Source organism: Dokdonella sp. (genome assembly GCF_035511235.1).
GTDB lineage: Bacteria > Pseudomonadota > Gammaproteobacteria > Xanthomonadales > Rhodanobacteraceae > Dokdonella.
On record NZ_DATKFQ010000008.1, the window covers coordinates 39,756 to 65,027 of the forward strand.

23 protein-coding genes are annotated in these 25,272 nt (G+C 72.4%); 5 read left to right on the top strand and 18 right to left on the bottom strand.

The features are described 5' to 3' along the window. Positions 1-119: 119 nt before the first annotated feature. The gene (locus VMR06_RS03890) at positions 120-749 is read right to left on the bottom strand and encodes a TIGR00645 family protein (RefSeq protein ID WP_325373198.1); all 630 of its coding nucleotides are present in this window, start codon (positions 747-749) and stop codon (positions 120-122) included. Between the two features lie 232 nt (positions 750-981). On the opposite strand from VMR06_RS03890, the gene VMR06_RS03895 reads away from it, so the two are divergent. From VMR06_RS03895 to VMR06_RS03905, 3 genes are read left to right on the top strand one after another with little or no spacing between them, the layout of a single operon-like run. Next, on the top strand, positions 982-2,790 hold the full coding sequence (locus tag VMR06_RS03895; RefSeq protein ID WP_325373200.1) for a sensor histidine kinase: 1,809 nt from the start codon (positions 982-984) through the stop codon (positions 2,788-2,790). Next, positions 2,787-3,230: a response regulator gene (locus VMR06_RS03900; protein ID WP_325373202.1), complete on the top strand. Its 444-nt coding sequence runs from the start codon at positions 2,787-2,789 to the stop codon at positions 3,228-3,230. Before VMR06_RS03895 ends, VMR06_RS03900 begins: the two co-directional genes overlap by 4 nt. Positions 3,231-3,238: 8 nt before the next feature. Further along, on the top strand, positions 3,239-4,804 hold the full coding sequence (locus VMR06_RS03905; protein WP_325373204.1) for a hybrid sensor histidine kinase/response regulator: 1,566 nt from the start codon (positions 3,239-3,241) through the stop codon (positions 4,802-4,804). 111 nt (positions 4,805-4,915) lie between these two features. Here VMR06_RS03905 and VMR06_RS03910 read toward each other — a convergent pair whose 3' ends face one another. Next, positions 4,916-5,629 (bottom strand): 2OG-Fe(II) oxygenase, encoded by a 714-nt coding sequence (locus tag VMR06_RS03910; protein WP_325373206.1) that lies wholly within the window; start codon positions 5,627-5,629, stop codon positions 4,916-4,918. Positions 5,630-5,912: 283 nt separating this feature from the next. On the opposite strand from VMR06_RS03910, the gene VMR06_RS03915 reads away from it, so the two are divergent. Further along, a complete protein-coding gene (locus VMR06_RS03915; RefSeq protein ID WP_325373208.1) occupies positions 5,913-6,920 on the top strand; it encodes a hypothetical protein in 1,008 nt (335 codons plus the stop codon). Positions 6,921-7,047: 127 nt separating this feature from the next. Here VMR06_RS03915 and VMR06_RS03920 read toward each other — a convergent pair whose 3' ends face one another. The 16 genes from VMR06_RS03920 to VMR06_RS03995 form a co-directional block, all read right to left on the bottom strand. After that, positions 7,048-8,100 (bottom strand): class 1 fructose-bisphosphatase, encoded by a 1,053-nt coding sequence (locus VMR06_RS03920; protein ID WP_325373211.1) that lies wholly within the window; start codon positions 8,098-8,100, stop codon positions 7,048-7,050. Positions 8,101-8,202: 102 nt separating this feature from the next. Continuing rightward, complete coding sequence (locus tag VMR06_RS03925) at positions 8,203-10,059, bottom strand: hypothetical protein (RefSeq protein ID WP_325373214.1); 1,857 nt, start codon at positions 10,057-10,059, stop codon at positions 8,203-8,205. Between the two features lie 397 nt (positions 10,060-10,456). Further along, a complete protein-coding gene (locus tag VMR06_RS03930) occupies positions 10,457-10,819 on the bottom strand; it encodes a DUF3703 domain-containing protein (RefSeq protein WP_325373216.1) in 363 nt (120 codons plus the stop codon). A 63-nt stretch (positions 10,820-10,882) separates the two neighbouring features. Then, the gene (locus VMR06_RS03935; RefSeq protein WP_325373218.1) at positions 10,883-11,248 is read right to left on the bottom strand and encodes a hypothetical protein; all 366 of its coding nucleotides are present in this window, start codon (positions 11,246-11,248) and stop codon (positions 10,883-10,885) included. Between the two features lie 251 nt (positions 11,249-11,499). Beyond that, the gene (locus VMR06_RS03940; RefSeq protein ID WP_325373220.1) at positions 11,500-12,534 is read right to left on the bottom strand and encodes a DUF6607 family protein; all 1,035 of its coding nucleotides are present in this window, start codon (positions 12,532-12,534) and stop codon (positions 11,500-11,502) included. A gap of 111 nt (positions 12,535-12,645) precedes the next feature. Then, positions 12,646-13,314, bottom strand: coding sequence for a hypothetical protein (locus tag VMR06_RS03945; RefSeq protein ID WP_325373223.1), 669 nt, complete (start codon positions 13,312-13,314; stop codon positions 12,646-12,648). Positions 13,315-13,544: 230 nt separating this feature from the next. Beyond that, positions 13,545-13,766: a hemin uptake protein HemP gene (hemP, locus tag VMR06_RS03950; protein ID WP_325373227.1), complete on the bottom strand. Its 222-nt coding sequence runs from the start codon at positions 13,764-13,766 to the stop codon at positions 13,545-13,547. A 252-nt stretch (positions 13,767-14,018) separates the two neighbouring features. After that, positions 14,019-15,161: a glycosyltransferase family 1 protein gene (locus VMR06_RS03955; RefSeq protein ID WP_325373231.1), complete on the bottom strand. Its 1,143-nt coding sequence runs from the start codon at positions 15,159-15,161 to the stop codon at positions 14,019-14,021. Continuing rightward, the gene (locus tag VMR06_RS03960; RefSeq protein WP_325373234.1) at positions 15,158-16,207 is read right to left on the bottom strand and encodes a GDP-mannose 4,6-dehydratase; all 1,050 of its coding nucleotides are present in this window, start codon (positions 16,205-16,207) and stop codon (positions 15,158-15,160) included. The genes VMR06_RS03955 and VMR06_RS03960 overlap by 4 nt, the downstream gene beginning before the upstream one ends. Next, positions 16,200-17,693: a glycosyltransferase family 2 protein gene (locus VMR06_RS03965; RefSeq protein ID WP_325373236.1), complete on the bottom strand. Its 1,494-nt coding sequence runs from the start codon at positions 17,691-17,693 to the stop codon at positions 16,200-16,202. Before VMR06_RS03965 ends, VMR06_RS03960 begins: the two co-directional genes overlap by 8 nt. Before the next feature lie 2 nt (positions 17,694-17,695). Then, on the bottom strand, positions 17,696-20,362 hold the full coding sequence (locus VMR06_RS03970) for a glycosyltransferase (protein ID WP_325373238.1): 2,667 nt from the start codon (positions 20,360-20,362) through the stop codon (positions 17,696-17,698). 1 nt (position 20,363) lies between these two features. Beyond that, a complete protein-coding gene (locus tag VMR06_RS03975; RefSeq protein WP_325373240.1) occupies positions 20,364-20,594 on the bottom strand; it encodes a hypothetical protein in 231 nt (76 codons plus the stop codon). After that, a complete protein-coding gene (locus VMR06_RS03980; RefSeq protein ID WP_325373242.1) occupies positions 20,591-21,301 on the bottom strand; it encodes an ABC transporter ATP-binding protein in 711 nt (236 codons plus the stop codon). Before VMR06_RS03980 ends, VMR06_RS03975 begins: the two co-directional genes overlap by 4 nt. A 1-nt stretch (position 21,302) precedes the next feature. Next, a complete protein-coding gene (locus VMR06_RS03985) occupies positions 21,303-22,064 on the bottom strand; it encodes an ABC transporter permease (RefSeq protein WP_325373245.1) in 762 nt (253 codons plus the stop codon). A 43-nt stretch (positions 22,065-22,107) separates the two neighbouring features. Beyond that, positions 22,108-23,499, bottom strand: a complete 1,392-nt coding sequence (locus tag VMR06_RS03990; RefSeq protein WP_325373247.1) for a hypothetical protein — start codon at positions 23,497-23,499, stop codon at positions 22,108-22,110. Between the two features lie 7 nt (positions 23,500-23,506). Then, positions 23,507-24,028, bottom strand: a complete 522-nt coding sequence (locus VMR06_RS03995; RefSeq protein ID WP_325373249.1) for a hypothetical protein — start codon at positions 24,026-24,028, stop codon at positions 23,507-23,509. Positions 24,029-24,119: 91 nt separating this feature from the next. Here VMR06_RS03995 and VMR06_RS04000 point away from each other — a divergent pair, with 91 nt between their 5' ends. Continuing rightward, the gene (locus VMR06_RS04000; RefSeq protein ID WP_325373251.1) at positions 24,120-25,253 is read left to right on the top strand and encodes a hypothetical protein; all 1,134 of its coding nucleotides are present in this window, start codon (positions 24,120-24,122) and stop codon (positions 25,251-25,253) included. Positions 25,254-25,272 lie beyond the last annotated feature (19 nt).

Sequence of the window (25,272 nt, forward strand, 5' to 3'; positions counted from 1 at the left end):
CGGCCGGGGGACGGTCATGCCGCCGCCGGGCGGACCTGCGCTTCGCCCTTCGGCAACGCGATCCGGCGCCGCGCGGGCCGGTCCTGCGAGAACGACGGCGGCGGGCCGCCGCCTCGCGCTCAGTGCGCCTTGCCGTTGCCCGGTTTGGTGGCCTGCATCAGCTTGTCGGTGTAGGCGATGCCGATCGCCGACAGGATGAACACGCAGTGGATGATCGTCTGCCAGAGCACGCCGGTCGGCGTCAGCGTGCTGCAGCCGCGGCTGTTGGACGCGCTCAGCGCGGCTTCCTTCATCGCGGCGAGCACTTCCGGCGTGCAGAACGGCAGGCCCTCGAGCGTGCCGGCGGCGATGAAGGTCTTGAGCAGGTGGATCGAGGAAATGCCGATGATCGCCATCGCCAGCTTGACCTTGAGCACCGAGGCGTTGACGTGGCTCAGCCACTCGGGCTGGTCGGGATGGCCTTCCAGTCGCAGCCGCGAGACGAAGGTCTCGTAGCCGCCGACGATCACCATGACCAGCAGGTTGGAGATCATCACCACGTCGATCAGGCCGAGCACGATCAGCATGATCTCCTGCTCGCCGAAACTGGCCGCGCCGTGGATCAGATGCCACAGCTCCTTGAGGAACAGCACGACGTACACGCCCTGCGCGACGATCAGGCCGAGATAGAGCGGCAGCTGCAGCCAGCGCGAGAAGAAGATCAGGCGCGGCAGGGGACGCATCGGGGACGGCACGGTAGGGGGCGACATGGAACGGGCTCGGCTCGCAGGGGCGGGAGGGGCGCGCGATTCTAGCAAGCGCGATCGCCGCTTCCGCCAGCGCCGCACCGGCGGTCCGATCGCCGCCGGATGGCCGTTGCGGCCGCCCACGCCGCGCGAAACGGGAATGCTATGCTCGGCGCTTCGCCGTCCATGCGACCCGGCGGCCGTTCAGCGACGGCCCGCCGCGTTCCGGCCGGTACATTTTTCCACTGGAGCGTGCATGCCCTGGTCGAAACTGACCACCCAAGCGGAGTTTCCGCTGCGAGCCGTGCTGCTCGCAGTCGCCGTCGCGGCCAGCCTGACCCTGCCCTATCTGATCCTGCGCCGCAACGCCGAAGCCACCGCCGAGGCTTCGGCCTGGGTCCTGCACAGCGCCGGCATCAAGGAGGCGATCTACGACCTGATGTCGACGATGGGCGAGCTCGAAAGCCTCGCGCTCGCCCGCTACGGTGATCTGGCTGCGCCCGCCAACGGCGCCGACTACGAGTCCCGCCGCGCGCGACTGCTGCCGCTGCTCGACCGCCTCACCGAGTCGACCCGCGACAACGCCGAGCAGCAGAACCGGATCGGCAACCTCGAGACGCTGATCCAGGGGCGGGCCAAGCTGATCGACGATGCGATGCGCCACCTCGGCCAGGGCGAGCGCGACGCCGCCGCCGTCGCCCTGCAGCAGGCGGCGGACCTGTTCCCGTTCCGCGGCTCGGCGATGCAGGTGCTGTCGGCCGAGGAGGATCTCTACGTCGAGCGCAGCGCGCAGACCGAGGCCAGTCAGCGCCAGGCGACCTGGGCTGCGCTCGGCATGCTGTTGGTGCAGCTGGTGCTGCTCGGCGCGGTGATCTACGCGTCCGAGCGCCAGGTGCGCCAGCGTCTGGAGGCCGAATCGCGCGCGCGCCAGGCGATCGTGCGTTCGCGCACGATCGTGCAGAGCCTGCGCGAGCCGATCCTCGTGCTCGACAACGGGCTGCGCGTGCTGATGATGAACAAGGCCTTCCGCGAGGTGTACGGCGTCGAAGGCGAAGACCCGGCTGGTGCGGCGCTCGACGAGATCGGCAGCGGCGCCTGGTCCGACGCGGCGCTGCACCAGCGGCTGGTCGACGTCGCGGTCCGCGACCGCGAGCTGTGGGACTACGAGCTGACCCAGCGCACCGGCGAGGACATCGTGCGCGTCGTCTTCGTCAACGCGCGGCGCATGCTGCTGTCCGAGCACGAGCCGGCGATCCTGCTGACCGTCAACGACGTCAGCGCGATCAAGCGCGCCGAGACGCAGATCCGCGACCTCAACCGCGAGCTCGAGCTGCAGGTCGAGCAGGTATCGGAAGTCAATCGCGAACTGGAAGCCTTCAGCTACTCGGTCTCGCACGACCTGCGTGCGCCGCTGCGCCACATCGCCGGCTTCGCCGGCAAGCTCGAGCGCCACCTCGGCGAGCGTGGCGACGATACGACGCGACACTATCTGTCGATCATCGTCGAGTCGGCGCAGCGCATGTCCTCGCTGATCGAGGATCTGCTGCTCTACTCGCGCCTGGGCCGCAACGCGCTGCGCATGCAGCCGGTGGACATGCAGGCCCTGGTCGCCGAGATGCGCGCGATGCTGACCACCGAGGCCACCGGCCGCGACATCGAGTGGCGCATCGGCGTGCTGCCGGTCGTCGTCGGCGACGAGAGCATGCTGCGCCAGGTCTGGCAGAATCTGCTCGGCAACGCCGTCAAGTACACCGCGCGCCGTGCCCATGCGCTGATCGAGGTCGGCGTGATGACGTCCACCGAGGGCCCGGTGTTCTTCGTCAAGGACAACGGCACCGGTTTCGACATGGAATACGCCGGTAAGCTGTTCGGCGTGTTCCAGCGCCTGCACAAGGCCTCGGATTTCCCCGGCACCGGTATCGGGCTGGCCAACGTGCGCCGCATCGTCGGGCGCCACGGCGGCCGCACCTGGGCCGAGGCCGTGCCCGATCAGGGCGCCATCTTCTACTTTTCGCTGCCGGCGCCGACCGGCGCGGTCTTGCCACCCGGGAGTGTCATCGTATGAATCGCGAAATCCGCACCATCCTGCTGGCCGAGGACAGCGCAGCAGACGCCGAGATGGCGCTCGATGCATTGCGCGAGGCCAAGCTCGCCAATCCGGTGGTCCACGTCGAGGACGGCGTGGAGGCACTGGACTACCTGTTCGCGCGCGGCGCCTACGAGGGCCGGCCGGGCGGCAATCCGGCGGTGGTCCTGCTCGACATCAAGATGCCGCGGCTGGACGGTCTGGAAGTATTGAAGCGCATGCGCGAGGACGAGCGCTTCCGGCGCGTGCCGGTCGTGATCCTGTCGTCCTCGCGCGAGGAGAGCGATCTGGCCCACAGCTGGAATCTCGGCGTCAACGCCTACGTCGTCAAGCCGGTCGACGTGCCGCAGTTCTTCGCGGCCGTGCGGACGCTCGGTCAGTTCTGGGCCGTGCTCAACGAATTCCCCGAATCCGTCTGAGGGCATCCATGGCTGCCGATCCGGGTCTCAAGCTGCGTGTCCTCCTGGTCGAGGACGATCCGCTCGACGCCGAACTGGTCCTGGACCAGCTGCGCGGCGACGGAATGGTGTTCGCGTCGCGCGTGGTCGACGACGAAGCGGGATTCCGCGATGCGCTGACCGCGTTCGAGCCGGATGTCGTGCTGTCCGATCTGAGCATGCCCGGCTTCAGCGGGTATCGCGCGCTGGACATCCTGCGCGAGCAGGCCCCGCGCACGCCGTTCATCTTCGTGTCCGGCACGATCGGCGAGGACGCGGCGGTCGAGGCTTTGCGGCGCGGCGCGACCGACTACATCCTCAAGGGACGCCTGGCACGCATGGCCGCCGCGGTGCGCCGGGCCTTGCGCGAGGCGGCCGACGCCCAGGCGCGCGATCGCGCCGAATCGGAGCTGCTGCGTGCGCAGCGCTTCGAGAGCCTGGCCCTGCTCGCCGGCGGTCTCAGCCACGATCTGCGCAACATCCTGCAGCCGCTGCTGATGACGTCCTCGATGATCGCCTCCAGCGACGATCCGGAGCTGCGCAAGCACGGCGAACTGGTCGGCGACTGCGCGCGGCGCGGTCTGGAAATGGTCGCCTCGATGCTGTCGTTCGCGCGCGGCGCGCGTGTGGAGATCGAACGCGTGCGCCTGGCGGCCCTGTTCGACGCGCTGGCGATGCTGCTGCGCGGCAGCGTGCCGCGCACGGTGACGCTGAATTTCGAACGGCCCGACGAGGACCTGGTCCTGGAGGGCAACCAGACCGAGCTGCAGCAGTGCCTGCTGAACCTGTGCCTGAACGCGCTGCAGGCGATGCCGGACGGCGGCACGCTGACGCTGTCGGCGGTGTCCTCGCAGCTGGACGAGACGTTCTTCGGCGAGGACGAGTCGCCGGCGCCGGGCACGTATCTGAAGCTCGCGGTCCGCGATACCGGCATCGGCATGTCCGAGCAGGTACGCAGCAACCTGTTCCGGCCGTTCTTCACGACCAAGAGCGACGGCACCGGCCTCGGCCTGCTGTCGTGCAAGCGCATCCTGACCAATCATCGCGGCTACCTGCGCGTGGAGAGCGCGCTCGGCCAGGGCACCACGTTCACGCTGTATCTGCCGCTGTCGGCGATCGAGACCGTACCCGAAGCGACCGTCCTGTCGCGCGGCCGCGGCGAACGCGTGATGGTGGTCGCCGAGAAGGCCGGCAAGCTGACGATGCTGTTCGACTGCCTCGACCTCAACGGCTACGCGGTCACCACCGCGCAGAGCGGTACCGAGGCACTGCAGAAGATCGCCGCGATCGGCATGCCGCAGCTGCTGGTCATGGACGCCGATCTCAATCAGATGACCGGGATACGCACGATGGCGGCCCTGCTCGAGCGCGGCTTCGCCGGCCCTCTGGTCCTGCTCGAGCGTCCCGAGCGCCGGATCGACCGCGACGGCCTGCCGCCGGTCGAGCGCATCCGCTTCGTCGAGAAGCCGGTATCGGTGCCGATCCTGCTGCGCACGGTGCGCGAGGAACTGGACATCGCCGAGGGCGCCGAGCCGGCCCCGGCCGACGCCGGGTGAGGCGCGCCGGCGCGGCCCGCGAGGCGCGCGCCGGCATCGAGCCCAGCCAAGCGATCCGGCGATCGGAGCGGGGGGAGTGCGGTCCGCGCCGTTCCAGGAGCGGGGCGGCGCTCAGCCCGCCGCCGGCGCGCCGAACAGCACCTCCGCGCGCTGGAACAGCACCCACGAGGTGGCGATGTACTTGTCGCCGCCGCGCGGCCGGTTGCCACGATGGGTGTGCGTATAGGCGGCCGGTGCGATCAGCATCGCGCCGGTGCGCGGCGTGATCTTGCGCGCCTGATGGAAGAACTCGGTCTCGCCTTCGTCGAAGCCGTCGTTGAGATAGACCGTCCACAGCACCGTGCGGTGCAGCGTCTCGCCGCCCGGATCGCCGACCTTCGGGTACAGCTCGCAGTGCCAGTACGGATAGCCGCCCTGGCCGGCGAGGTACTTCTGGACGTTGATCGTGCCGGGCCGGAACACCTTGACCGCCAGCTGCTGCAGCAGCGTGTCGGGCAGCGCGCGCAGATCCTCCGCGCTCAGCATGCGCAGGCCGCCCTTGCCGTCGGGCATGCGCAGCGACAGCGGCGCCAGCGCCGTGTACGGATACTTGCGCAGGTACTGCATCAGGCAGCGCAGCATCGCGGTATTGAGCACGTTCACGGCGTCCTGCCACTCGGCGTCGTCGTCCAGGCAGATGTCCCAGCTGTCCTTGAGCTGGGTGTCGACGCCGCCGCCGGTCGCGCCGCGCACGGCCTTGCCGCTGGCATCGAAGCGCCGGATCAGCGCCTGGCAGGTGGCCGCGTCGATCGCGTTCTCGTAGACCTCGATGAAATCGTCCGTCATGGCCGCATCGCCGAAAAGCCGCATCGTAGCAGCCGCACCGTTACCGCCGCAGCGTGCATCCGCCGGCACGGCGCTTGCCGCGGCGCCGCGTCGAGGCGGCTGCCGGGCCGGCCGCATCCGCGCACCGCGCGGTCGGGCTTGCAGGGGCCGTCGATCGCGCCGCATGATCGCGACGCGCCGCGGTCGCGGCGCCCGCCGGCCACGGCGGCAGCGGCGTCCGGATTCCGGCCGCCGCGCCGCATCACGATGCCGGCGCCGCGTTCGCATCAGGGAGGACGTCGCGATGAGCACACCGTACAACCGGCTCCAGGCGTATCTCGATCAGGTTGCCAAGCACCCCGGCGCCGCGCGCGCGATGGCGTTCGGCGATTCGTGGTTCCAGTATCCGCTGCGCCGCTACGGCGATCTGGAGACCAAGCTGTCGCGGCATTTCGGCCGGCGCCTGCTGACCCTGGACGACAGCTATCCGGGCCGCGACGCCAAGGAAGCGCTCGCGCTGCTGCCGCGCTGGAGCGGCGTCGCGCGCCATCTGGCCGAGCAGGGCACGCCGCTGGATCTGTTCCTGGTCTCGATGGGCGGCAACGACATCATCGGCCAGGACTTCGCGCTGCACCTCAAGCGCGCGGAGGATGCGCCCGACGGACAGAGCTGGCCCTGGCATCCGGCGATCCCGCCGGTCGTGCAGCGGCACATCCGCCTGGAGGCGCTCAAGCGGTCGTTCGCGACGGTGCAGGCGTTCTACGAGGGCGTCGTCCTGCTGCGCGACACCCATGCGCCGCAGGCGGCGATCCTGACGCATACCTACGGCGACGTCACGCCGATGGACGTGCCGTACACGTTCATCGGCTTCACGAGCGGCCCGTGGCTGTGGAAGCCGATGCGCGATTTCGGGCTCACCGATGCCGGCGAACAGCGTGCGCTGTCGCGCTGGCTGCTCGAGTCGTTCTGCCGCATGCTGACCTTCGTCGCCAGGAGCACGCATGCGTTCGTCGTGCTCGACACGCGCGGCGAGCTGACCGATCCGGCCGGATGGGACAACGAGATTCATCCCGAGGGCCCGGGCTTCCAGCATCTGGTCGACCGCTTCTGGGTGCCGGCCGTCGATGCGGTTCTGGCGGGCGCCGGCACCGCGAAGAAGGCCGCCACCCGAACGGGCCGCGCGAAGAAGCGCAGCGCCACGCGGTCGGTCGCGAAGAAGTCCGGGGCCGGGCAGGCGGCTGTAAAGAAGGCGGCCGCGAAGCAAGCGATCCGGCGCAGCGGCGCCGGACGCGCCCGCGTCAAGCCGCGCTAGATCGCCGCCGCCGCCATCCGGACGTGCACGCACGGGGCTGGACGCTCGCCGGCCGGGCGGGCGGCGCGGCGGCCTCGAATGGCGGCGCTGCGGACGGCACGCAGCAGCGCCGTCCGCGATCGCCGCCTCAGGACGCGTCCGCGTCGAGGTGATAGCGCGTCGCGCGCTCGACCTCGTTGCGCGAGCCGAGGAACACCGGCACGCGCTGATGCAGCTGGGTCGGCACCACGTCGAGGATGCGCTCGCGTCCGGTCGTCGCCGCGCCGCCGGCCTGCTCGACGACGAACGCCATCGGATTGGCCTCGTACATCAGGCGCAGCTTGCCGGGCTTGGAGGTGTCCTTCAGATCGCGCGGGTAGATGAAGATGCCGCCGCGGGTCAGGATGCGATGCACGTCGGCGACCATCGAGGCGACCCAGCGCATGTTGAAGTCGCGCCCGCGCGGCCCGGTCTTGCCGGCCAGCAGTTCGTCGATGTAGCGCCGCATCGGCGGCTCCCAGTGACGCAGGTTGGACATGTTGATCGCGAACTCGCCGGTGTCGGCCGGGATCGTCAGCCTGGACTGGGTCAGCACGAAGCCGCCCTGCTCGCGGTCCAGCGTGAACGCGTAGACGCCGTCGCCGAGCGTCAGCACCAGCACCGTGCTCGATCCGTAGACCGCATAGCCGGCCGCGACCTGGCGCGTGCCCGGCTGCAGGAATGCGCGCTCGTCGGGATCGGTGACGCCCTCCGGGCAGCGCAGCACCGAGAAGATCGTGCCGACCGAGATGTTGACGTCGATGTTCGACGAGCCGTCCAGCGGATCGAACACCAGCAGGTATTCGCCCTTCGGGTAGCGGTTCGGGATCGGGTGCGGGTCGTCCATCTCCTCCGACGCCAGCGCGGCCAGGTGGCCGCCCCATTCGTTGGCCTCGAGCAGGATCTCGTTGGACAGCACGTCGAGCTTCTTCTGCGTCTCGCCCTGTACGTTCTCGGTGCCGGCCGAGCCGAGCACGCCGCCGAGCGCGCCCTTGCCAACCGCGATCGAGATCCGCTTGCAGGCACGCGCGACCACCTCGATCAGCAGCCGCAGATCGGCATTGATCTGCCCCTTGTCGCGCTGCTCCTCGATCAGGAAGCGGCTCAACGAGATCGGCTTGACCGAAGCATCGGCCGGGACGGAAGCGGAAGCGTCGCTCATGGGACACCTGAGGGATCGAAAAAGAGGCGCATTGTCGCGGCTCGCCGGGGGCGAAGCCAGCCCGGCGTTCGCGCCGCTGCCGCGCCGGCGCAGGGCGGCGCATCACGATTCGTGCGGGCCGCTCGAGGCCGGTATGCGTTGGCCGAAGCCACCGTAGAACAGCACGTCGCCCCGCTCGACCGCGCCCAGGTCGTGCCAGCCGCTGGCGGGGCCGAAGCGGTCGGGCACGCCCGGCGTATCGACGAACGGCGCAGCGCCATGCAGATCCTCCTCGGGGCTGTAGCCGAGCGCGTCGCAGGCGTCGATCGCCGGTGAGGCCGGTGCTGGTCGGTAGTCGATGGTCTCCACCCGCGGATCGAGCGCGAACACGCGGCTCGGATCGCCGAAGCCCGGCACCTGGTCGCCGCTGCGCACGATCAGGCAGTCGTTGTGCGTGATCGAGCCGACCGTTCCGAAGAACGTGGATGGCGTCGTCGTGCTCCACAGGATGCTGCCCTGCAGGTCGAGGTGCTCGGTCTGAAACAGCTGGCCGACGTCGTTGTCGAGCACGGTGTTGTAGTTGAACTGCGAAACCTGGCTGCCGGTCAGCCGCAGCAGGATGCGCATGCCGCCGGCATCGGCCGCCTCGGCCACGTTGTTCCGGAACGTCGAGCGGACGATGCGGGTTCTCGCGCCGAGGCTGTCGCTGTAGGCGGCGACGGCTGCGACCGAGCCGCCGCTCGCATTGCCCAGGAACTCGGTGCGGGCGATCGTCAGCACGGACGAGGGGGCGCTGCCCGGCCGCGCGTAGATCGCCCCGCTTCCCGGCTGCACGGCCGGCGCGACACCGGCGGCGGCACCGGCGCGGTTGCCATAGAACGTCGAGCAGCTGTATGTGTAGCCGAACAGCCAGAACGCCGGGCAAGGTGCCCGGGCGGCATGGCCGATGCCGATCAGCAGCCGGCCGTCGGCGTCGATGGCGCCGCCGGCGAGCCCGGCCTCGTTGAGGCCGAACACCGCATTGGCGATGCTCGCGACCGGTTCGGTGCCGGTGCTCGCGTCGTTCCTCAGCGCGATCGCACCGCCGGACAGCGCGCGATTGCCGATCATGATCAGACCGTGACGGTTGGCACCGTCCGGCGGCGCATCGACGAGAACGTCGCGCCGGTAGGCATAGAGGCCGCCACCGCGGCCCGCCGCGCTGAACGCGACCGGTTGCGCCCAGTGCGCGCGATTGTTGCCGATCGTAATCGGGTCGCCCGACCCGGGCGTGACGACCAGGCCGCCCGGACCGGGGCCGTCCAGGTAGAGGCCGCCGCCGTGGCCGCTGGCGTCGTTCTGCTCGATGCGCGCACCGCTGCCCAGCGTCACCTGCGCCTGGGCGCCTGCGAACAGGCCGCCGCCGCCCCAGGCGAGGTCGTTCGCCCGGTTCTGCCGCAGCGACGCGCCGTCGCGGATCAGCACCTGGGTCGGGCCGCTGCCGACCCCCGCGGCGATGCCGCCGCCGCGATCGGCGACGCTGCGGCGCACGCCGGCGTCCGCTTCCAGCACCAGCAGCACGCGACCGTCGACGCGAATCGCGCCGCCGATGTCGGCGCTGCCGCGATCGAGCACGACCTGGCGCAGCGTGACGCGGCGCTGGACAGGGCCGTCATGGGCGATGCGCAGATGGCGGGCCGAGCCGCCGGCGTCCAGCGTCGTCGCAGCGCCGGTCTGCGGCGCCTGCGCCGTGCAGTTGGCATAGCCCCCTTCGAGCGTGATGTCGGCGGCGGGGTTGCCGATGACGACGCCGGTGAAATCCGTGAAGGTCGTCTCCGGCAGGCGGATCAGATGCGGCCCTGCCGGGTCGGTGGCCGCCGCCGTCACGGCGGCCTGCACCGAGGGGTGCGTACAGCCGCTGCCGCCGCCGACGGCATAGACGGCGGCATGGAGCGGCGAGGCCAGCGCGCACAGCGCAAGGCCGGTCAGTCGCGGATGCATGGCGAGTGTCCTCCTTCGAACGAATGGCTGCCCCGAACGCGGGGTCGACTCGACAAGCGCAAGACGGGGCCGGCGCAGGACACCGGCGCGCGGCGGCGTCAGCAACGCGGTGCAAACCCGCGGCCGGCGGCGCCGCCTACGGCGACGAGACCGGCAACTCTTCACGGCCATCTGCGCGAAGCAGGGACCGAACGACTCGGGCGTCGGCACCGGCTGCCTGTTCGACCGCTGCGGTCCCGGTTGCCGGTGATCGGTCGCAGCGCGCGACCGCCTCGGCATCCGGGCAGCACGCGGCGTTGGTGCGGCTGCGCGGCCGATCGATGCGCGCGGATGGCCGGGCGTACCGGTGTCGGCGGCTCGCCGGTGCCCGCGCGCCGATCGCGCGCGGCGCGTGTGCTCAGCCGCCGCGCGCGCGACGGATCAGCGCGTCGAGATCGGGCGGCACCGGCATGCGCCGGAACGGGCTGACGTCGGCGCCGCCGGTGTTGCCGTGCGGCACCCAACCGATCGCAGTCTTGCTCGCCGCGCCGACGATGCGCAGCAGCTGGCCGGCGATCTCGCGCGCGTTCCGCTGCGCGATGCCCCAGCGCAGCATGCGCAGGTGGACGCGCACGTGTTCGATCGTCGAGGCCTGGCCCAGGACATGCGCGCGTTGCAGATGCACGAAGGCGCGATCGACCTGACCGCGCACGAGCGCGGCATCGGCGGCGCGCAGTTCGGCGTCGACATGGGGACGGATGGCACGCGTGAAGGACGGCATGGCGGAGCTCGGTTCGGATCGGAACGATGCCGGCCGCCGTGTACGGCGGCCGGCGCGGCGCGCTTACTCGCTGGCGGCTTGGCAGGCTAGCAGGTCGTCATCCTCGATGACCCACTTGTCGGTGTCGCCGCACAGCGCCACCTGTTCGATGATGCACTCGTCGCCGTCCTCGTCGACGACGCGCACGTCCCAGGTGCCGCAGGCCACGCCGGTCAGCGTCAGCTGATCGCCCTGGTCGAGCGTGTGCTTGCCGAGGTGATCTTCGCCCCAGTCCGCCTCGCGCGAGGGCGCGAAGTACAGCTCGTTGATCGACCAGCTGGACTGGTTGACGAAGATGACCTTCGAATCGCTCTTGGCGGCGAGTGCCGCCCCGGCGGACAAAGCGAGAGCGAGCGCGAGCGACGCCGCGCTGCGGATCGGACCTGACATCGGCATTTCCCCTGTTGGCGGACGGGCGCCGCCGGGCGGATGCGCGGCGGCGGGCCGTCCGGCCGCGAGTATACGGCGCGCGGCGGTGCGCGACCGGCCGGCCTGCGGATGCGCCGTGCGTTGCGGCTACGGGCGAACGCGCGCGGGACCGCCCGTGCAGGACCGGCGCCGCAGCGCGTGGGATCTCGGGCGGCATGCAGATGCCGGCCCTCGCGGCGTGCCGGCAACGGCCGGCGCGCGCTCGCTTCCGGTCATGGCGTGGTCGCGCTCTCCGGCAGTGCCAGGCCGTAGCGCGTCAGTACCGCGTCGATCTCGGCGCGGCTGATCGTCTCGCCGTTGCCGGCGCGCTCGGCCTGCGCGAAGAACTCGCCGATGCGCGCCTCGCCGTTCGGCTCCGGGCTCAGCACGAAGCTCGGATGCAGCGCGAAGGCGCGTGCCCATTCGGCGCGCACGTCGGCCCAGTAGGCCTGGGTCTTGCGCCAGTATTCGCGGCCGGGGCCGAAGTCGTGGTCGCCGATGCGCGTATAGCTGTTGATGCCGTGCTCGCGCGCCAGCGCCTGCTCGCTGCCGTCAGCGTGCAGCACCACCTTGGTATTGTCCTGCTCGTGCACCCAGCCGGCCGGCGTCAGCGTATGGCGGTTGACGACGTCGAGCGCCTGGTAGTCGCTGCGCTTGGTGAACTCGCGGCGCGGCAGCGGCCGGCGCGTCAGGTCCGACTCCCAGGCGTCGACGCCGGCCTCGTGGCGCCAGCGGCCGATGCCGGCGTAGCGCGGCGCGTCGTCGACCTCGTAGACGACCTGCGACCAGGCGCCGCTGGCGACGGCCGGATCGACCGCCTCGGTCTCGAAGCGGCCGTTGCCGCGATAGCGCAGCAGGCTCGCCGGCTGGTAGTGCCAGTCCTGGCGCCAGTGCTTGATGACGTGCACGTCCTCGCCCATCTTCATGACCAGGATGTGCTGCAGCACGATCGTGTCGCCGTCGTCGCGGACCACCTCGACCAGTTCGGTGCCGCCCGAGCGCTGCGGCGCCTTGGGCTGGTAGCCCGGCGCCAGCGCGGCGGTCTCGTCGAACACGAAGCGCACGCGGAACTCGCCGGCCATCGCCAGGATGCTGCGGCGGTCGCATTCGTAGCCGCTGCGTTCGGCCGGCGGCAGACCGGCGCAGGGCGGCGTGTACCGGGCCGGCGCGGCGGGCAGCGTGGCGGCGGCGGATGCGGGCTTCTTCGGCGGAGTGCCGGCGCAGGCGGTCAGCAGTACGACCGATGCGGCGATGGCGGGCAGGCGCATGAGAGGAATCCTCTGGATGGAAGGGTGGAGGCGCGCGGCGCCGGACCGGCGCGCCGCGTGCAGGGTAACGTGCGCGGGCGGGCGAGCCGCGCGGCGGGCGGAGCGTGCATCTCAGGCGGACGCGGCGCCGGGACCGTCGGCGCGCTCGTCGGCGGCGATCGCCTCGGCCAGGCTGCGGCCGAGCGCCGACAGCGTGGCCGGGCGCTGCGCGCCGAGCGCCTGCACCCATGGCAGGCGCCGCACCGAGAACGTCAGCAGCTGTGCGCGCCACGGTGCGCCGAGGCGGGTCAGCATGCCGCGCAGGTAGCCGATCGGCGCCTGCCAGCGGCCGCAGGCCGGCGCCGGTTCCTCGCGCTGCAGGCGCTCGCCGAAGTCGGCCAGCATGCGGTCCCAGGCCAGGTAGTCGGTATCGGGCAGCAGGAACAGCTTGGCCAGCATGCGACCCTGCGCATCGCGCAGCGCCAGCCATTCGCGCGGACCGTGCGGCGTCACCGTGGAGCCGGCGACCAGATCGCTGGCGCGGCCGAGCGCGAGCAGGGCCGGGTGGTCGATCAGCACGACGCCGCGCGCGGTCACGCAGGCCCGGTCCTGCGGCGGATGGCGCGGATCGCGGTGGATCCACAGCACCGGACCCAGGCGCGGCAGCCAGTCGGCCAGCCGCAGCAGGTCGTCGTCACGGACGCGCGGCGGCGCGTCGTTGGCGGCCGGGATCGGCTCGAACCCGGTCGTGGCCGGCTCCCAGGACAGGGCCGGTTCGTGTAACGGATAGCCGTCACTCATGCACGTCTCCTGCCTGCATCCGGCGCCCGGTTACGGCGTCGCCGCGAACGGCCCGTTGCCGTCCGGCACGGCGTGCCGCGGCGACCGGCATCGCACGAACGCACGCTGGCTGGCATGGCAACCGTGGATGGCGGGACGGTTTCCGGCTGGCTGGGCGACGTTGGAGCGCAGGCGGATGCGCCAGGCGCATCCGAGGATCCGGTACGGCGGCCGTTGCGGGCCGATCGCGATTACTTGGTGAGGATCAGCTTGTCGTTGCGCGTCAGGCGCAGACGGTATTCCTGGCCGGCATGGTCGATGACCAGCTCGCGGCCGCCGGAGAGCAGGCGGTGGCTGTCGATGCGCGGCGTGCGCGTTTCGCTGCGGGCCGGACGCGGCGCGTCGGCGGTGGCGATGCGGACCGGGGCGGCATCGTGCGCCGATCCCGTAGAGAGGCTGGACGTCGTGAGCATGGAACCGTTCCCGTTGCGATGAGTGGTGTGAATGATAACGATTCTCATTTGAGTGTCAACAGGCGGACCGCGGCGCGCGGCCGCGCCCGGGCTGGGTGGCGGATGGGGGTGAGATCGCCCGATCTGATCGGACGCGGCGCGCAGGCATCGCGAGCGGCGCAAGGCCACGTCACCGCACCATCTGCTCACGGCACGATCGGCCGCGACCCGTGCCGCACTGGTCGCGGCGGGCCCGCCGCAGCGATCGCGACGCTAGTGCGCGAGCGCCTCGCGATAGACCGCGACGGTGTCCTCGACGCAGCGCGACCACGGAAACGCCTGCGCGCGGACCAGGCCGGCCTCGATCGCGCCGGCACGCCAGGGTGTGTCCTCGAGCAGGCGGACCAGGCCGTCGCGGATCGCGGTCTCGTCGAGCGGGTCGACCGTCAGCGCAGCGTCGCCGGCGACCTCGGGCATCGACGAGACGTTCGAGGTCAGCACCGGCACGCCGCTGGCGAGTGCCTCGAGCACCGGCAGGCCGAAGCCCTCGTACAGCGACGGGAACGCGAACGCGCCGGCGCCGGCGTAGATCAGCGGCAGATCGGCCTCGTCGACGTAGCCGAGCCGGCGCGCCGCGCCGGCCGACTCGAGCGGGCCGAGCGCGCGTTCGAGCTCGCGGTTGAGCCAGCCGCGTGCGCCGACGATGACCAGCGGATGCGCCGCGCGCAGCGGCGCCGGCAGCTGCGCGTACGCGCGCACCAGGCGCACCAGGTTCTTGCGCGGCTCCAGCGTCGCGACCACCAGCAGGTAGCGGCCGGCCTCGAGCTGGTGCCGCGCCAGCGCCTCGGCCAGTTCCTCGGGCCGGCGCGGCCGATAGACCGGATCGACGCCGAGCGGCACCACGCGCAGCTTCTCGCGCGGCACGTCCAGACGCTGCACGGCTTCGTCGGCGATGAACTGCGAGTCGGTCAGGATGAAGCGCGCGCGTTCGAGCGACGGCGGCAGGTGGCGGTCCATGAAGCGCACGCGCTCGACCGGATGGGTCTCCGGATAGTTCATCCACGAAAGGTCGTGCACGGTCGTCAGCGTCGGCCCGTCGAACGGCATCAACACGTAGTTCGGCGTATGCAGCAGGAAGCCGCGCATGCGTCGCGTATGCGCGCGGAACAGCGCGCCGCGCATCTGCGTGTAGACCTCGAGCGCGGCGGTCTTGAACGGCAGGCGCTTGCGCAGCGTCGCGATCGTGCGGTTCGCGCGCAATGCGTGTTCGGGATCGTCGACCCAGTGATAGGCCGAGAACAGCTTGAGCGTCTCGATCTCGCGATGACGCGCGAGTCCGCGCGCGAGCTCGAGCGCGTAGCGGCCGATACCGGTCAGCGGCGCGGTGATCGCGTCGACGTTGAAGATCACCTTCATGCGCGCTGCTCGCGTTCGAGGTCGGCGGCGACCATGCGCCGTGTCAGTTCTGCCAGGTCCACCTGCGGCGCGAAGCCGAGCAGGCGGCGCGCCTTGGCCGCGTCGCCGACCAGGACCGGCGCGTCGACCGGCCGCAGCAGCGCCGGATCGATGCCGACGCGGACCCGGCCCTCGGCGTCGACCGCGGTCTCGTCCGCGCCGTGGCCGTGCCAGCTGAGCGCGAGGCCGGCGGCCGCGAACGCGGCACTCGCGAACTCGCGGATCGTCGCGGCGCGGCCGGTGGCGAGCACGACGTCCTCGCCGGCCGGCAGCGCGGCCAGGCGCGCCAGCGCGGCGACGTACTCGGGCGCGTAGCCGAAGTCGCGCGCGGCATCGAGATTGCCGAGCAGGACGCGATCCTGCCGGCCGAGCGCGATGCGTGCGACCGCGCGCGTGATCTTGCGCGTCACGAAGGCCTCGTCGCGCCATTCCGACTCGTGGTTGAACAAGATTGCGCTGCTCGCGCGCAGGCCGTAGCTGGCGCGCCAGGCGCCGACCGCGGCATGCGCCAGCAGCTTGGACACGCCGTACGGCGTCGCCGGCGCCGGTGGCGTCGTCTCGTCGAGCAGCGGAGCGGCCGGCCGGCCGAAGATTTCGGCGCTGGCGGCCAGCACCAGGTGCGCGTCGGCAGCCTCGGCGCGCAGCGCTTCGAGCAGATGCAGGGTCGAGCCGCCGTTGGCGGCGATGCTCGCCAGCGGATCGGCGAACGACTCGGCCACGCGCGACTGGCCGGCCAGATGGAAGACCGCCTGCGGCCGCGTCGCGGCGACCAGGGCGCGGACCGCGGCCGCGTCGGCGAGGTCCAGCGCATGCAGATGCAGTCCGGGCTCGGCGCCGATGCGCAGCTCGGCCAGCCGCCAGGCCGGCGTCGCGCCGCCGGGCCGATAGGTGCCGTCGACCTCGATGCCGGCGGCGAGCAGATGCCGCGCCAGCAGGGCGCCGTCCTGGCCGCCGATCCCGGTGATCAGCGCGCGGGCGTACGGCAGCGGCGCGGCCGGGTCAGTCATGCGGGGGATCTCCGAAGGAGCGCGGATTGTCGGCGATGCGACCCGGTTCCGACCAGCCGATACCGAGCCGCGCGGCCGCGTCACGCGCGATCTGCGTCAGCGCCGCATCGGCCGTGCCGGCTGCGATCGACTCGATCGCGTGCCGCTGCAGCCAGTCCCAGAGCGGACGCTCGAGCGGGCCGCCGGCCGCGGCGATCGTGCCGAGCGCACCGTCCTCGCCGACGCGCCGCAGCTGCGCGCCGCCGGCATCGGACGCAAGCGACCAGGTCTCGACCGTGGCGTCGCCATCGGCCGATCCATCCAGCCGCAGCCGGCGCGGCCGCGGCGCGTTCGCAGCGGTCGCCGCTGCGTACAGCCGCCGTATGCGCCAGTCGAGCACGCGCCGTTCGTACGAGTACAGGCTGGCGCCGACGTCGGCCTCGTAGCGCGGCCAGCGCGCGCGCAGCACCGCCATGCCGGCCACGCCGAGCGCGATCCGGCGCGCATGGCCGAAGCTGCGGCTGCGCGCATGACGCACCAGCACGGTGCCGGCGATCGCGTGGCGCCAGCCGGCGGCGGCCGCGCGCTGGCACCAGTCGTTCTCCTCGCCGTAGCCCTGCGCGAACGCCTCGGCGTCGAACATGCCGACCGCATCGAGCGCGGCGCGACGCAGATACAGGCAGAAGCCGTTGCCGGTCGGCAGCATCGGATAGGCCAGCCCCGCGTGCTGCCACAGTGCGCGCGCGGTGTCGTCGAACGACCAGGCCGCCGGCAGCGCGTTCTCGCATTCGAGCTCCGGCACCGAGAACGCGCCGGCGTTGTCCGATACCGCGGTCGCGCTGGCGATGTCGCGGCTGCTTGCGACCGCGCGGCGCAGGCCGGTCAGCCAGTGCGGCCCGACCTCGGTGTCGGCGTTGAGCAGCACGACGTCGGCGGTGCCGGCAGCCTCGATGCCGCGGTTGGCGGTCGCGGTGAAGCCGCGATTGGCCGCGTTGCGCAGCACCTCGACGCCGGGCAGGCCGGCGTAGCGGTCGAGCAGCGGCGCGATCCGCGGATCGGGACTGGCGTCGTCGATCACGATCAGCCGTGCCCGGCCGGTCGTGTGGCGCAGCACCGAGGCCAGGCAGCGCGCGACCTCGTCGGGCGCGTCGTAGACCGGCACGACGATCGCGACCTGCGGCGCCATCGCGTCGGTGCCGGGCGCCGGCAGCAGCGCGCCGTCGCCGGCATCGGCCAGATCGAGCGGCAGCGGCGCCGGCAGCAGGGCCGCGCCGTCGCGCCGCTGCCGCGGCAGCACCGCGAGGCGGGAGCGGCCGGCCGGCGCGAACGCAAATACGACCGACGCGACGCCGCGCGCGTCCACCGGCAGATCGCAGAAGTACGTGCCGTCGAGGTCCAGCGCCAGGCGCCGCTCCGGCAGCGACGCCGCATCGGCGGCGACGCGCAGCGTCAGGCGGCGGCCGTCCCAGCCGGCGTCGAGCAGCAGCGGCAGGCGCGGCGGCGCCATCGTCAGCTGGCGCGAAGCGCGGACCGGCCGTCGCGGGCGATCGGAAGCGGGCGCGCGTCGCGCTCGGTCAGGATGCTGCGATCGGCGATCGCCGCGTGTAGTGCGCGCTGGCTCGGCGTCAGCACGTCGAGCGCGGCCGGATGCGAGCGGCCGTGGCGCAGGCCCGGCTCGATCCAGTCGGCGACGCGCTCGGCCTGCGGCGCGGCGAGGCCGCTCACGCCGAGCGCGATCAGGTCCTCGTGCAGGCGCCTGGCGGTGTCGAACGGCGCGTCGACCAGCGCCGCGTAGTCGACCAGCACGCGCGGCTGGCCGAGGCTCGCGTTGAACGCCTCGACCGTATAGCGCTCCCACAGCGCCAGCGCCTGATGACGCGGCATGCCATCGCGGCGCGCCAGCGACTCGGCGACCTCGACCGGATCGCGCACCACATGCACGAATACCGGGCGCGTCAGCAGCGGCAGCAGCTCGCGTACCAGCAGGCACAGGCGCGGTTCCTTGACGAACCACGGGCGGCGCGGTTCGAGCGTGTCGAGCACGGCTGCGGCTTCGCGGCGGAATGCGTCGATCGTGGCGGCCGGCGCCGTGTCGGGCGGCTGCTTCCAGTCGCCGCCGGCGGCGGCGAGCCGGCGCACGCAGGCCATGTGCAGCTCGGTGTGCTCGTAATGGCCCTTCGGGTTGTCCGGTCCGCGCAGCAGCCGCTCGTCCGGACCCGGCCAGGCGCCGAGCGTCGCGAGCAGGCCGCCGACGCTGGAGGTACCGGAGCGGTGCATGCCGAGCACGACGATCTGATCGCCGGCCGGGCGCTGCAGCTCGGCCGGCCGGAACGGCGCCGGCGCCATGCGCGCGGCGGCGAACGTGCCGCCATCGGCCAGGCGTTCGAGCAGGCGGTCGGCGCTGGCGTCCAGATCGTGCGCGGCGGCGAAGGCCTCGGCCTGGGCCAGCGCCTGCGCGGCCCAGGTCTCGCGCCGCTCGAGGGCCTCGCGCAGACGCGCCGCGAGCGCCTCGACGTCGACCTCGGCCCACAATGCGCCGCGCTGCGAAGGATCGGACACCATGCGGTACTCGACCGCGTGGCCGTAGCGCTCGACCAGATCCTGCTGGCTGCCGTAGGCCGGCGCGACCAGCGGCCGGCCGCAGGCGACCGCCTCGAACGCCAGCGGCTGCCAGCCGGCGCCGCGCTGCGCGCTGACGACGACGTCGGCCGCCGCGATCAGCGCTGCTCGTTGCTGCGCCGGAAAGGCCCAGCCGAACACCGCGGTGATGCGCGGCGCGCCCGGTGCGGCGGCGGCGCGCTCGATCGTCGCGCGGATCGCCGGCTCGTCGTCGCCGGGACGCACGTGGATCAGCAGCTCGACCGGATCGCCGGCGTCGAACGCCGCCGCGAATGCGGCGACCAGCAGGCCCGGCGCGTCGCGCTGCAGGTGTTCGACGACGCTCAGGAACACGGTGCGGTCCGCCGGGCGGCGCGGCGCGCGCGCGCCGGCATGGAAGTAGTCGCGGTCGATGCCGAGCGGCACGACGTCGATCGGCCGGTCGTAGCCGGCGCTCGCGAACGCCTGCGCCTGGAACCGGTCCGGCACGATCAGCCGGTCGCACTGCGCGTAGCGCTCGGCCCAGGCCGCCGGCACCCGGTCCCAGTCGCCGAATGCGAGCGCGAAACGGCGCCGGCCGACCAGCGCCTGCCGCGGCGGCTCGGCCGCGCAGTACAGCGCCGCATCGGGACGCGCCGGCAGCGTGCGCCGTGCGGCCAGTTCCAGCCGGAAGTCCTGTGCGTCGAGCAGCTCGCGCCGCACCGGCGCGTAGGCCATGCGCAGGCCGCGCGCATCGAGGCGGCCGACCAGCTTGCGCGCCAGCTGCGCATGCGCGGCCGGCTCGGCGGTCGTGCCCTGCCACAGCACGGTGCCGCGATAGGCCGCGCCGAGCCGGTCCTGCCAGCGCGCCGCGAACGCGCGGCGGCTGTCCTGCCACAGGCGCGCGCGGAAGCCGCCGTCGTCCTGGGTCGAGCCGTGCTGGACGTGGCGCAGCGTGACCGCGCCGGCGACGACGCTGGCGATGCCGGCCTCGGCTGCGCGCAGGCAGTAGTCGGTGTCCTCGTAGTAGCTGTGGAACGCCTCGTCGAGCACGCCGATGCGATCGATGCAGTCGCGCCGGATGTAGGCCAGCGCGAACGCGACCGCCTGCACGCGGCGGGTGCGCGCGTATTGGCCGATGTCCAGCTCCTGCAGGCCCGACTCGCTCTGCTGGCCCCACAGCTGCTCGGGCTCGATGAAACCGCCGGTATGGAACAGCCGGTCGTCCTCGCCGCCGCCGAGCAGGCGGCAGCCGACGATGCCGTGCTCGGGCGCCGCATAGGCCGCGTCGCGCAAGCGGTCGAGCCAGTCGGCCTGGGTGAAGACCAGGTCGTTGTTGAGCAGGACGACGTCGTCATCCGCCGGTGCGGCGGCGATGCCGGCGTTCATGCCGCGCACGAAGCCGAGATTCTCGGGCAGGCGCAGATAGCGCAGGCGGTCGGCATAGGCGCCGATCGCCTGCGGCGTCTGATCGGTCGAGCCGTTGTCGACGACCAGGATCGAGGCCTCGGCCGGCGCGCTGGCGAGCAGCGAGTCCAGGCAGCGCTGCGTCAGCGGCCACTGGTTCCAGGCCAGCACGATCAGCGTCGCGCCGCGCACCTCAGGGCTCCCGGGGCGCGTCCGGCCAGAGCCGGTCGAGCAGGCGCGGCAGGTCGTCGCGCGCGTAGCGCGCCGGCGGCGTCAGCAGCAGGTCGGCCGCCGCGTCGGCGCCGGGCCGCAGCAGCGGCGCGCCGCCCTCGCAGTGCTGCATCGCCAGCGCCAGCAGCTGGCGCGGCGTCAGCTCGCGCCGGCGCGCGGCGGCGGCCAGGCGCCGGGCGGCCTCGCGGCTCATGTCGCCGCCTCGCCGAGATGCAGCTGCTGGTGATAGGCCTCGTAGACGCTGTCGCGGTCGCCTTCCATGACGCTGCGGCCGTGCTCGATCCAGAGCAGGCGGTCGCATAGCGCGGTGACCTCCTTTTCCGAATGGCTGACCAGGACCACGGTGTGTCCCTGGCGCATGCGCTCGCGCAGTGCGGTGCCGGACTTCTCCTGGAATTCGGCGTCGCCGACCGCGAGCACCTCGTCGATCAGCATGACGTCCGGCTCGACCTGGATCGCGACCGAGAACGCCAGGCGCATGACCATGCCGCTGGAATAGCTCTGGATCGGCTCGTCGAAGAAATCGCCGAGCTCGGAGAACTCGCGGATCGCCGGCAGGCGCCGCACGATCTCGCGCTGGCGCAGGCCCAGCATCAGGCCCGACAGCACGGCGTTGTCGCGGCCGGTCAGATACGGCATGAAGCCGAGCGCCAGCGACAGCAGCTGGCACGACACCGGGCCGCGCCGCACGCGGCCGCGGTCCGGCTCGAGGATGCCGGCCAGTACGCGCAGCAGCGTGCTCTTGCCGGCGCCGTTGCGGCCGATCACGCCGAGCCGCTCGCCGCGCTTCAGGCGCAGGCTGACGTCCTCCAGCGCCCAGTAGCGGCCGCCGCCGACGCTGCGCGTCGCACTGAACGCGACGCCGACGTGCTCGAGTTCGATCAGGGTCTCGCCGCTCATCTCAGGCCGCCAGCTTCGGGTAGCGCGGGGTCAGCCGCACGATCATCGCGATGCCGAGCGCCAGGACCAGTGCCGACACGCCGGCCACCTTGGCCAGCGCGGTCCAGTCCGGCCAGCGCCCGTACATGACCACGCCGCGCGTCGCGTCGACCAGGCCGGCCACCGGATTCCACTGCATGACCGCATGCACGTGCTCGGGCATGTTGGTCAGCGCGAACACGACGCCGGACAGGAACATCACCACGGTCAGCACCTGCTCGATCACGAAGCGCACGTCCGGCACGAACGGCACGATCGCGGCCAGGATGAAGCCGCCGCCGGCCGCGAACAGGAAGATCGCGACGAAGATCACCGGCAGCGCGGCCCAGGCCTTGTTCGGCGGATGGCCGAGCAGCCACAGGATCACCACCAGCAGCAGGAAGATGAAGAAGAACTTGACCGTGTCGGCCAGCATCTGCACCAGCGGGAACACGATCAGCGGCAGCCGCGCCTGGCGGATCAGGTTGAGATTGGACCAGATCGCGTAGCCGCCGTGCGTGATGCACGACTTCATCCACTGCCACATCGTCAGGCCGGTCAGCAGGAACGCGAGGTTGTCCGGACCGCCGGTCTTCAGGATCACGTCGAAGACCAGCCAGAACGCGCCCATCATCATCGCCGGCTCGAGCACCCACCAGATGATGCCGAGGTAGTTGCGGGCGCGTTCGGCGCGCAGTTCGGCGTAGGTGCTGAACAGGATCAGCTCGATGACGTGTTGTCGCATGCCGGGGGTCGGTCGGTTCAGGCCGCGCAGGATACCGAAAAAATCACGGCGGGCATGTTCCGTCGAGGACCGGACCGAGCCAGGCCAGCGCCAGCGCCAGCGCCGCCAGTGTCGCTCCGATGCCGATGCGCAGCGGCGTGAACGCGATCGGACCCGACGCGGTATCGGCCGCATGCGGCCGCATCAGCGAGGCCAGCCAGCTCGCGGCCAGGCCGCACAGCAGCGGCAGCAGCGGAAACAGGAAGCGCGCCTTGACGTGCAGCGGCAGCATCAGCGCCAGCTGATACGCGGCGAACAGCACCAGCAGCCAGCCGATCCGGTCCGGGCGCCGCCGCCACGCGATCAGGCCGAACGCGGCGGCGGCCAGGATCAGGCTGTGGAACGCGCCGTTCGCGGCGGTCAGCGTCGCGGTCAGCCACGGTGCCGAGCGATACGCTGACAGGTGCCCTGCGCAGGCCGGGCCCGGCAGCTGCGAGACCAGCGGCGTCTTCGCGTTGAACAGGCGGAAGTACTGGCGGCCGAGCTGGTCGAGCACGATCGGCACCAGGCCGCGCTCGGCGATGAGCGCATGGATCTGCTCCCAGGTCGCGGCGTTGCGTGCCGCCGGCGTGTCGCCCGAGGCCATGAACGCCGGCAGCGTGAGGCCGCCCATGTCCTCGACGTAGTCGCTGCGCCAGCGGTCGGTCAGGCCGATCCACAGGTTGTAGACCGAGCTGTCGGCGATCATCGGCTTGCCGTAGTCGCGCCAGCCCTGGATCCAGGCCGGTGCGGTCACGGCGCCGGCCGCGACGACGAACGCCGCCGCCGCGAGCAGGCGCGCGCGGCGGCGGCCGCTTCCGGCGAACGCCAGCAGCAGCACCGGCCAGAAGCCGGCCAGCAGGCTCTTGGCGAGCAGGGCCAGGCCGGTGCAGGCGCCGGCCAGCGCGGCGCGCGCCGGACGCAGTGCGTCACTGGCCAGCAGGCGCAGCAGCGCCAGGATCAGCAGCAGGTGCACGACCTCCGGCCACAGCCAGTGCGCGTAGGCCGCGGTGCCGGGATTGAGCAGGAACAGCGCCGCGGCGAGATTGGCGGCGGCGACGCGGCCGTCGATGCCGCGCCACAGACTGCGCAGCAGCGCGGCGCAGCCGATCAGCATTGCGGTCTGCACCAGCTGCACCGCGATCAGGTGCGGGCCGGCCAGCGCCAGCACCGCGGCGATCAGCAGCGGCTGCAGCGGCGGCCAGATCGTGCTGGCGTGCCAGGGGCCGCCGGCGAGGATCGTCTGCGCGGCGGCGAGATAGGCGCCCTCGTCGCCGATCAGCTGCTTGGGGCCCTGGCCGTACCAGGCCCACCACAGCAGCGCCTGCGAGGCCGCCAGCAGCGCGAGCGCAGCGAACGTCCAGACGCGCCGACGCCCGGCCCGGCGAGCCGCGGCCGGTCCGGGCGCGGCGCTCACGGCTGCGTCACGGCGTCGACTTGGGCACGCGCTTGGCCGGTGCCTTGAACGTCGGCGTGAACTTCTCGCGGACGCCGGCGGTGGAGATCGACTCGACGTAGTACCAGTACTCCTTGCACGGATCGATCGTGTCGTCGCGGTAGGAATACTTGTGCGATTCGTCGGTGGTGCCGGCGCCGAGGATCGGCGTGGCGGTCAGCTTCACGAACTCGCCGTTCTCGCTCTCGCTGCGGAACACCTCGAAACCGAAGTTGTCCTGCTCGCTGGCGGTGCTCCAGCGCGGCGTGTTGGCGATGCGTTCCTCGGCCGGCAGCGCGCTCTGGTCGCCGCAGTCGCCTTCGGGAATCGCGGCGGGCGTCGCCGGCGCGGCCGGGGCGGCGGCGGTTTCGGCGGCGGGAGCCGGCGCGGCCGGGGCTGGTGCGGCCGGCGGTTCGGCCGGCGGTTCGGCCGGCTTCTGTTCGCAGCCGGTCAGGGCGAGCGCGACGGCGAGGGACAAGGGGGCCAGCAGGGACAGGGCAGGACGTTGCATCGGATGTCTCCGGGACGGTCGGGACGGGGCTCGCCGCGCGGGGCGGCGGGCATGCTGGACAAGACGTGATCGCGGCAACGATAGTCGCCCGATGGTCCGGCTGGCAACTCGGCGGCAGGCGCTGTCGCTGTTCGTATCGGTGCTGTCCGCCTCGCTCGCGCCGCTCGCGGCCGCGGCGGGCGAACGCGTGCCCGACGTCGTGATCGAGGTCGCGCTGACGCCGCCGGGCGAGCTGTATCCGGCGCTGGACCTCTCGCAGGCGCCGCGCGGCGACCCGATGCTCGGCGGCGGCACCGGCCTGCTGCGCGTGACGGTGCGCAATCGCGGCGAGGCGGCCGCGCTGCGCCTGCGCGTCGACAGCGACGGCCTGCGCGTGCCGGCCGGGCTCGACCTCGCCCTGGCGCCCGGCGAGCAGCGGACCTGGTGGCCGCGCCTGGACTGGGACGCCGCCGCCTTGCAGGGCCTGACCGCGCCGCGCCGGCAGGACCTGCGCGTCAGCGCCGAGGCCGGCGGCATCGCAGTCGCCGCGCAGCGTCTGGACGTGCGCCTGCACGGCCTCGACGAGGCGCTCTACTACGTGCGCAGCGACGGCCAGTCGGTCGATCTGGCCGGCATCTTCGCCGCCTACGTCGATCCGCACAGCCCGGCCGTCGATACGATCCTCGCGCGCGCCGGCCTCGATGCGGCGCCGCAGCACCCGCTGCCGGCCGCCGCCGAGCGCGCGCGCCGGCTGGCGCTGGCCGAGGCGGTCTGGGCCGAGCTGGTGCGGCGCGGCCTGCGCTATTCGGCCGACGTGCTCGCGCTCGAGAGCGGCCCGCGCCTGTACAGCCAGCGCGTCCAGCTGCCCGACGAGACCTGGCGCCTCGGCAGCGCGCACTGCCTGGACGCCAGCGTGCTGATCGCCTCGGTGCTCGAGCGGCTCGGCGTGCCGACCTTTCTGGTGCTGGTGCCCGGCCATGCGCTGGTCGGCTTCTACGTCGACGCCGCGCGCCGCGAGGCCGAGATCGTCGAGACCACGCTGCTGGCCGGCCGCGACGCCCCGGCCGGCTCGTTCGCGGCCGCGCGCGCCGCAGGCCGCGCGCGCTACCGGCGGGCGCTGCCGCATCTGGCGGCCGGCGCGCGGCCCGGCCACATGGTCATCGATGTATCCGCGGCGCGGGCCTATGGCATCATGCCGCTCGCCGTGGGGGCCGGCAGCCGCAACGAGCGCCCGCCCGGCGACTGATCCGTCCGCGCGCAGGGCC

What these genes read in the sequence shown, in the direction of transcription:
- VMR06_RS03890 (WP_325373198.1), bottom strand. Translation starts at nt 749, where the DNA reads ATGTCGCCCCCTACCGTGCCGTCCCCGATGCGTCCCCTGCCGCGCCTG.
- VMR06_RS03895 (WP_325373200.1), top strand. Translation starts at nt 982, where the DNA reads ATGCCCTGGTCGAAACTGACCACCCAAGCGGAGTTTCCGCTGCGAGCC.
- VMR06_RS03900 (WP_325373202.1), top strand. Translation starts at nt 2,787, where the DNA reads ATGAATCGCGAAATCCGCACCATCCTGCTGGCCGAGGACAGCGCAGCA.
- VMR06_RS03905 (WP_325373204.1), top strand. Translation starts at nt 3,239, where the DNA reads ATGGCTGCCGATCCGGGTCTCAAGCTGCGTGTCCTCCTGGTCGAGGAC.
- VMR06_RS03910 (WP_325373206.1), bottom strand. Translation starts at nt 5,629, where the DNA reads ATGACGGACGATTTCATCGAGGTCTACGAGAACGCGATCGACGCGGCC.
- VMR06_RS03915 (WP_325373208.1), top strand. Translation starts at nt 5,913, where the DNA reads ATGAGCACACCGTACAACCGGCTCCAGGCGTATCTCGATCAGGTTGCC.
- VMR06_RS03920 (WP_325373211.1), bottom strand. Translation starts at nt 8,100, where the DNA reads ATGAGCGACGCTTCCGCTTCCGTCCCGGCCGATGCTTCGGTCAAGCCG.
- VMR06_RS03925 (WP_325373214.1), bottom strand. Translation starts at nt 10,059, where the DNA reads ATGCATCCGCGACTGACCGGCCTTGCGCTGTGCGCGCTGGCCTCGCCG.
- VMR06_RS03930 (WP_325373216.1), bottom strand. Translation starts at nt 10,819, where the DNA reads ATGCCGTCCTTCACGCGTGCCATCCGTCCCCATGTCGACGCCGAACTG.
- VMR06_RS03935 (WP_325373218.1), bottom strand. Translation starts at nt 11,248, where the DNA reads ATGTCAGGTCCGATCCGCAGCGCGGCGTCGCTCGCGCTCGCTCTCGCT.
- VMR06_RS03940 (WP_325373220.1), bottom strand. Translation starts at nt 12,534, where the DNA reads ATGCGCCTGCCCGCCATCGCCGCATCGGTCGTACTGCTGACCGCCTGC.
- VMR06_RS03945 (WP_325373223.1), bottom strand. Translation starts at nt 13,314, where the DNA reads ATGAGTGACGGCTATCCGTTACACGAACCGGCCCTGTCCTGGGAGCCG.
- hemP (WP_325373227.1), bottom strand. Translation starts at nt 13,766, where the DNA reads ATGCTCACGACGTCCAGCCTCTCTACGGGATCGGCGCACGATGCCGCC.
- VMR06_RS03955 (WP_325373231.1), bottom strand. Translation starts at nt 15,161, where the DNA reads ATGAAGGTGATCTTCAACGTCGACGCGATCACCGCGCCGCTGACCGGT.
- VMR06_RS03960 (WP_325373234.1), bottom strand. Translation starts at nt 16,207, where the DNA reads ATGACTGACCCGGCCGCGCCGCTGCCGTACGCCCGCGCGCTGATCACC.
- VMR06_RS03965 (WP_325373236.1), bottom strand. Translation starts at nt 17,693, where the DNA reads ATGGCGCCGCCGCGCCTGCCGCTGCTGCTCGACGCCGGCTGGGACGGC.
- VMR06_RS03975 (WP_325373240.1), bottom strand. Translation starts at nt 20,594, where the DNA reads ATGAGCCGCGAGGCCGCCCGGCGCCTGGCCGCCGCCGCGCGCCGGCGC.
- VMR06_RS03980 (WP_325373242.1), bottom strand. Translation starts at nt 21,301, where the DNA reads ATGAGCGGCGAGACCCTGATCGAACTCGAGCACGTCGGCGTCGCGTTC.
- VMR06_RS03985 (WP_325373245.1), bottom strand. Translation starts at nt 22,064, where the DNA reads ATGCGACAACACGTCATCGAGCTGATCCTGTTCAGCACCTACGCCGAA.
- VMR06_RS03995 (WP_325373249.1), bottom strand. Translation starts at nt 24,028, where the DNA reads ATGCAACGTCCTGCCCTGTCCCTGCTGGCCCCCTTGTCCCTCGCCGTC.
- VMR06_RS04000 (WP_325373251.1), top strand. Translation starts at nt 24,120, where the DNA reads ATGGTCCGGCTGGCAACTCGGCGGCAGGCGCTGTCGCTGTTCGTATCG.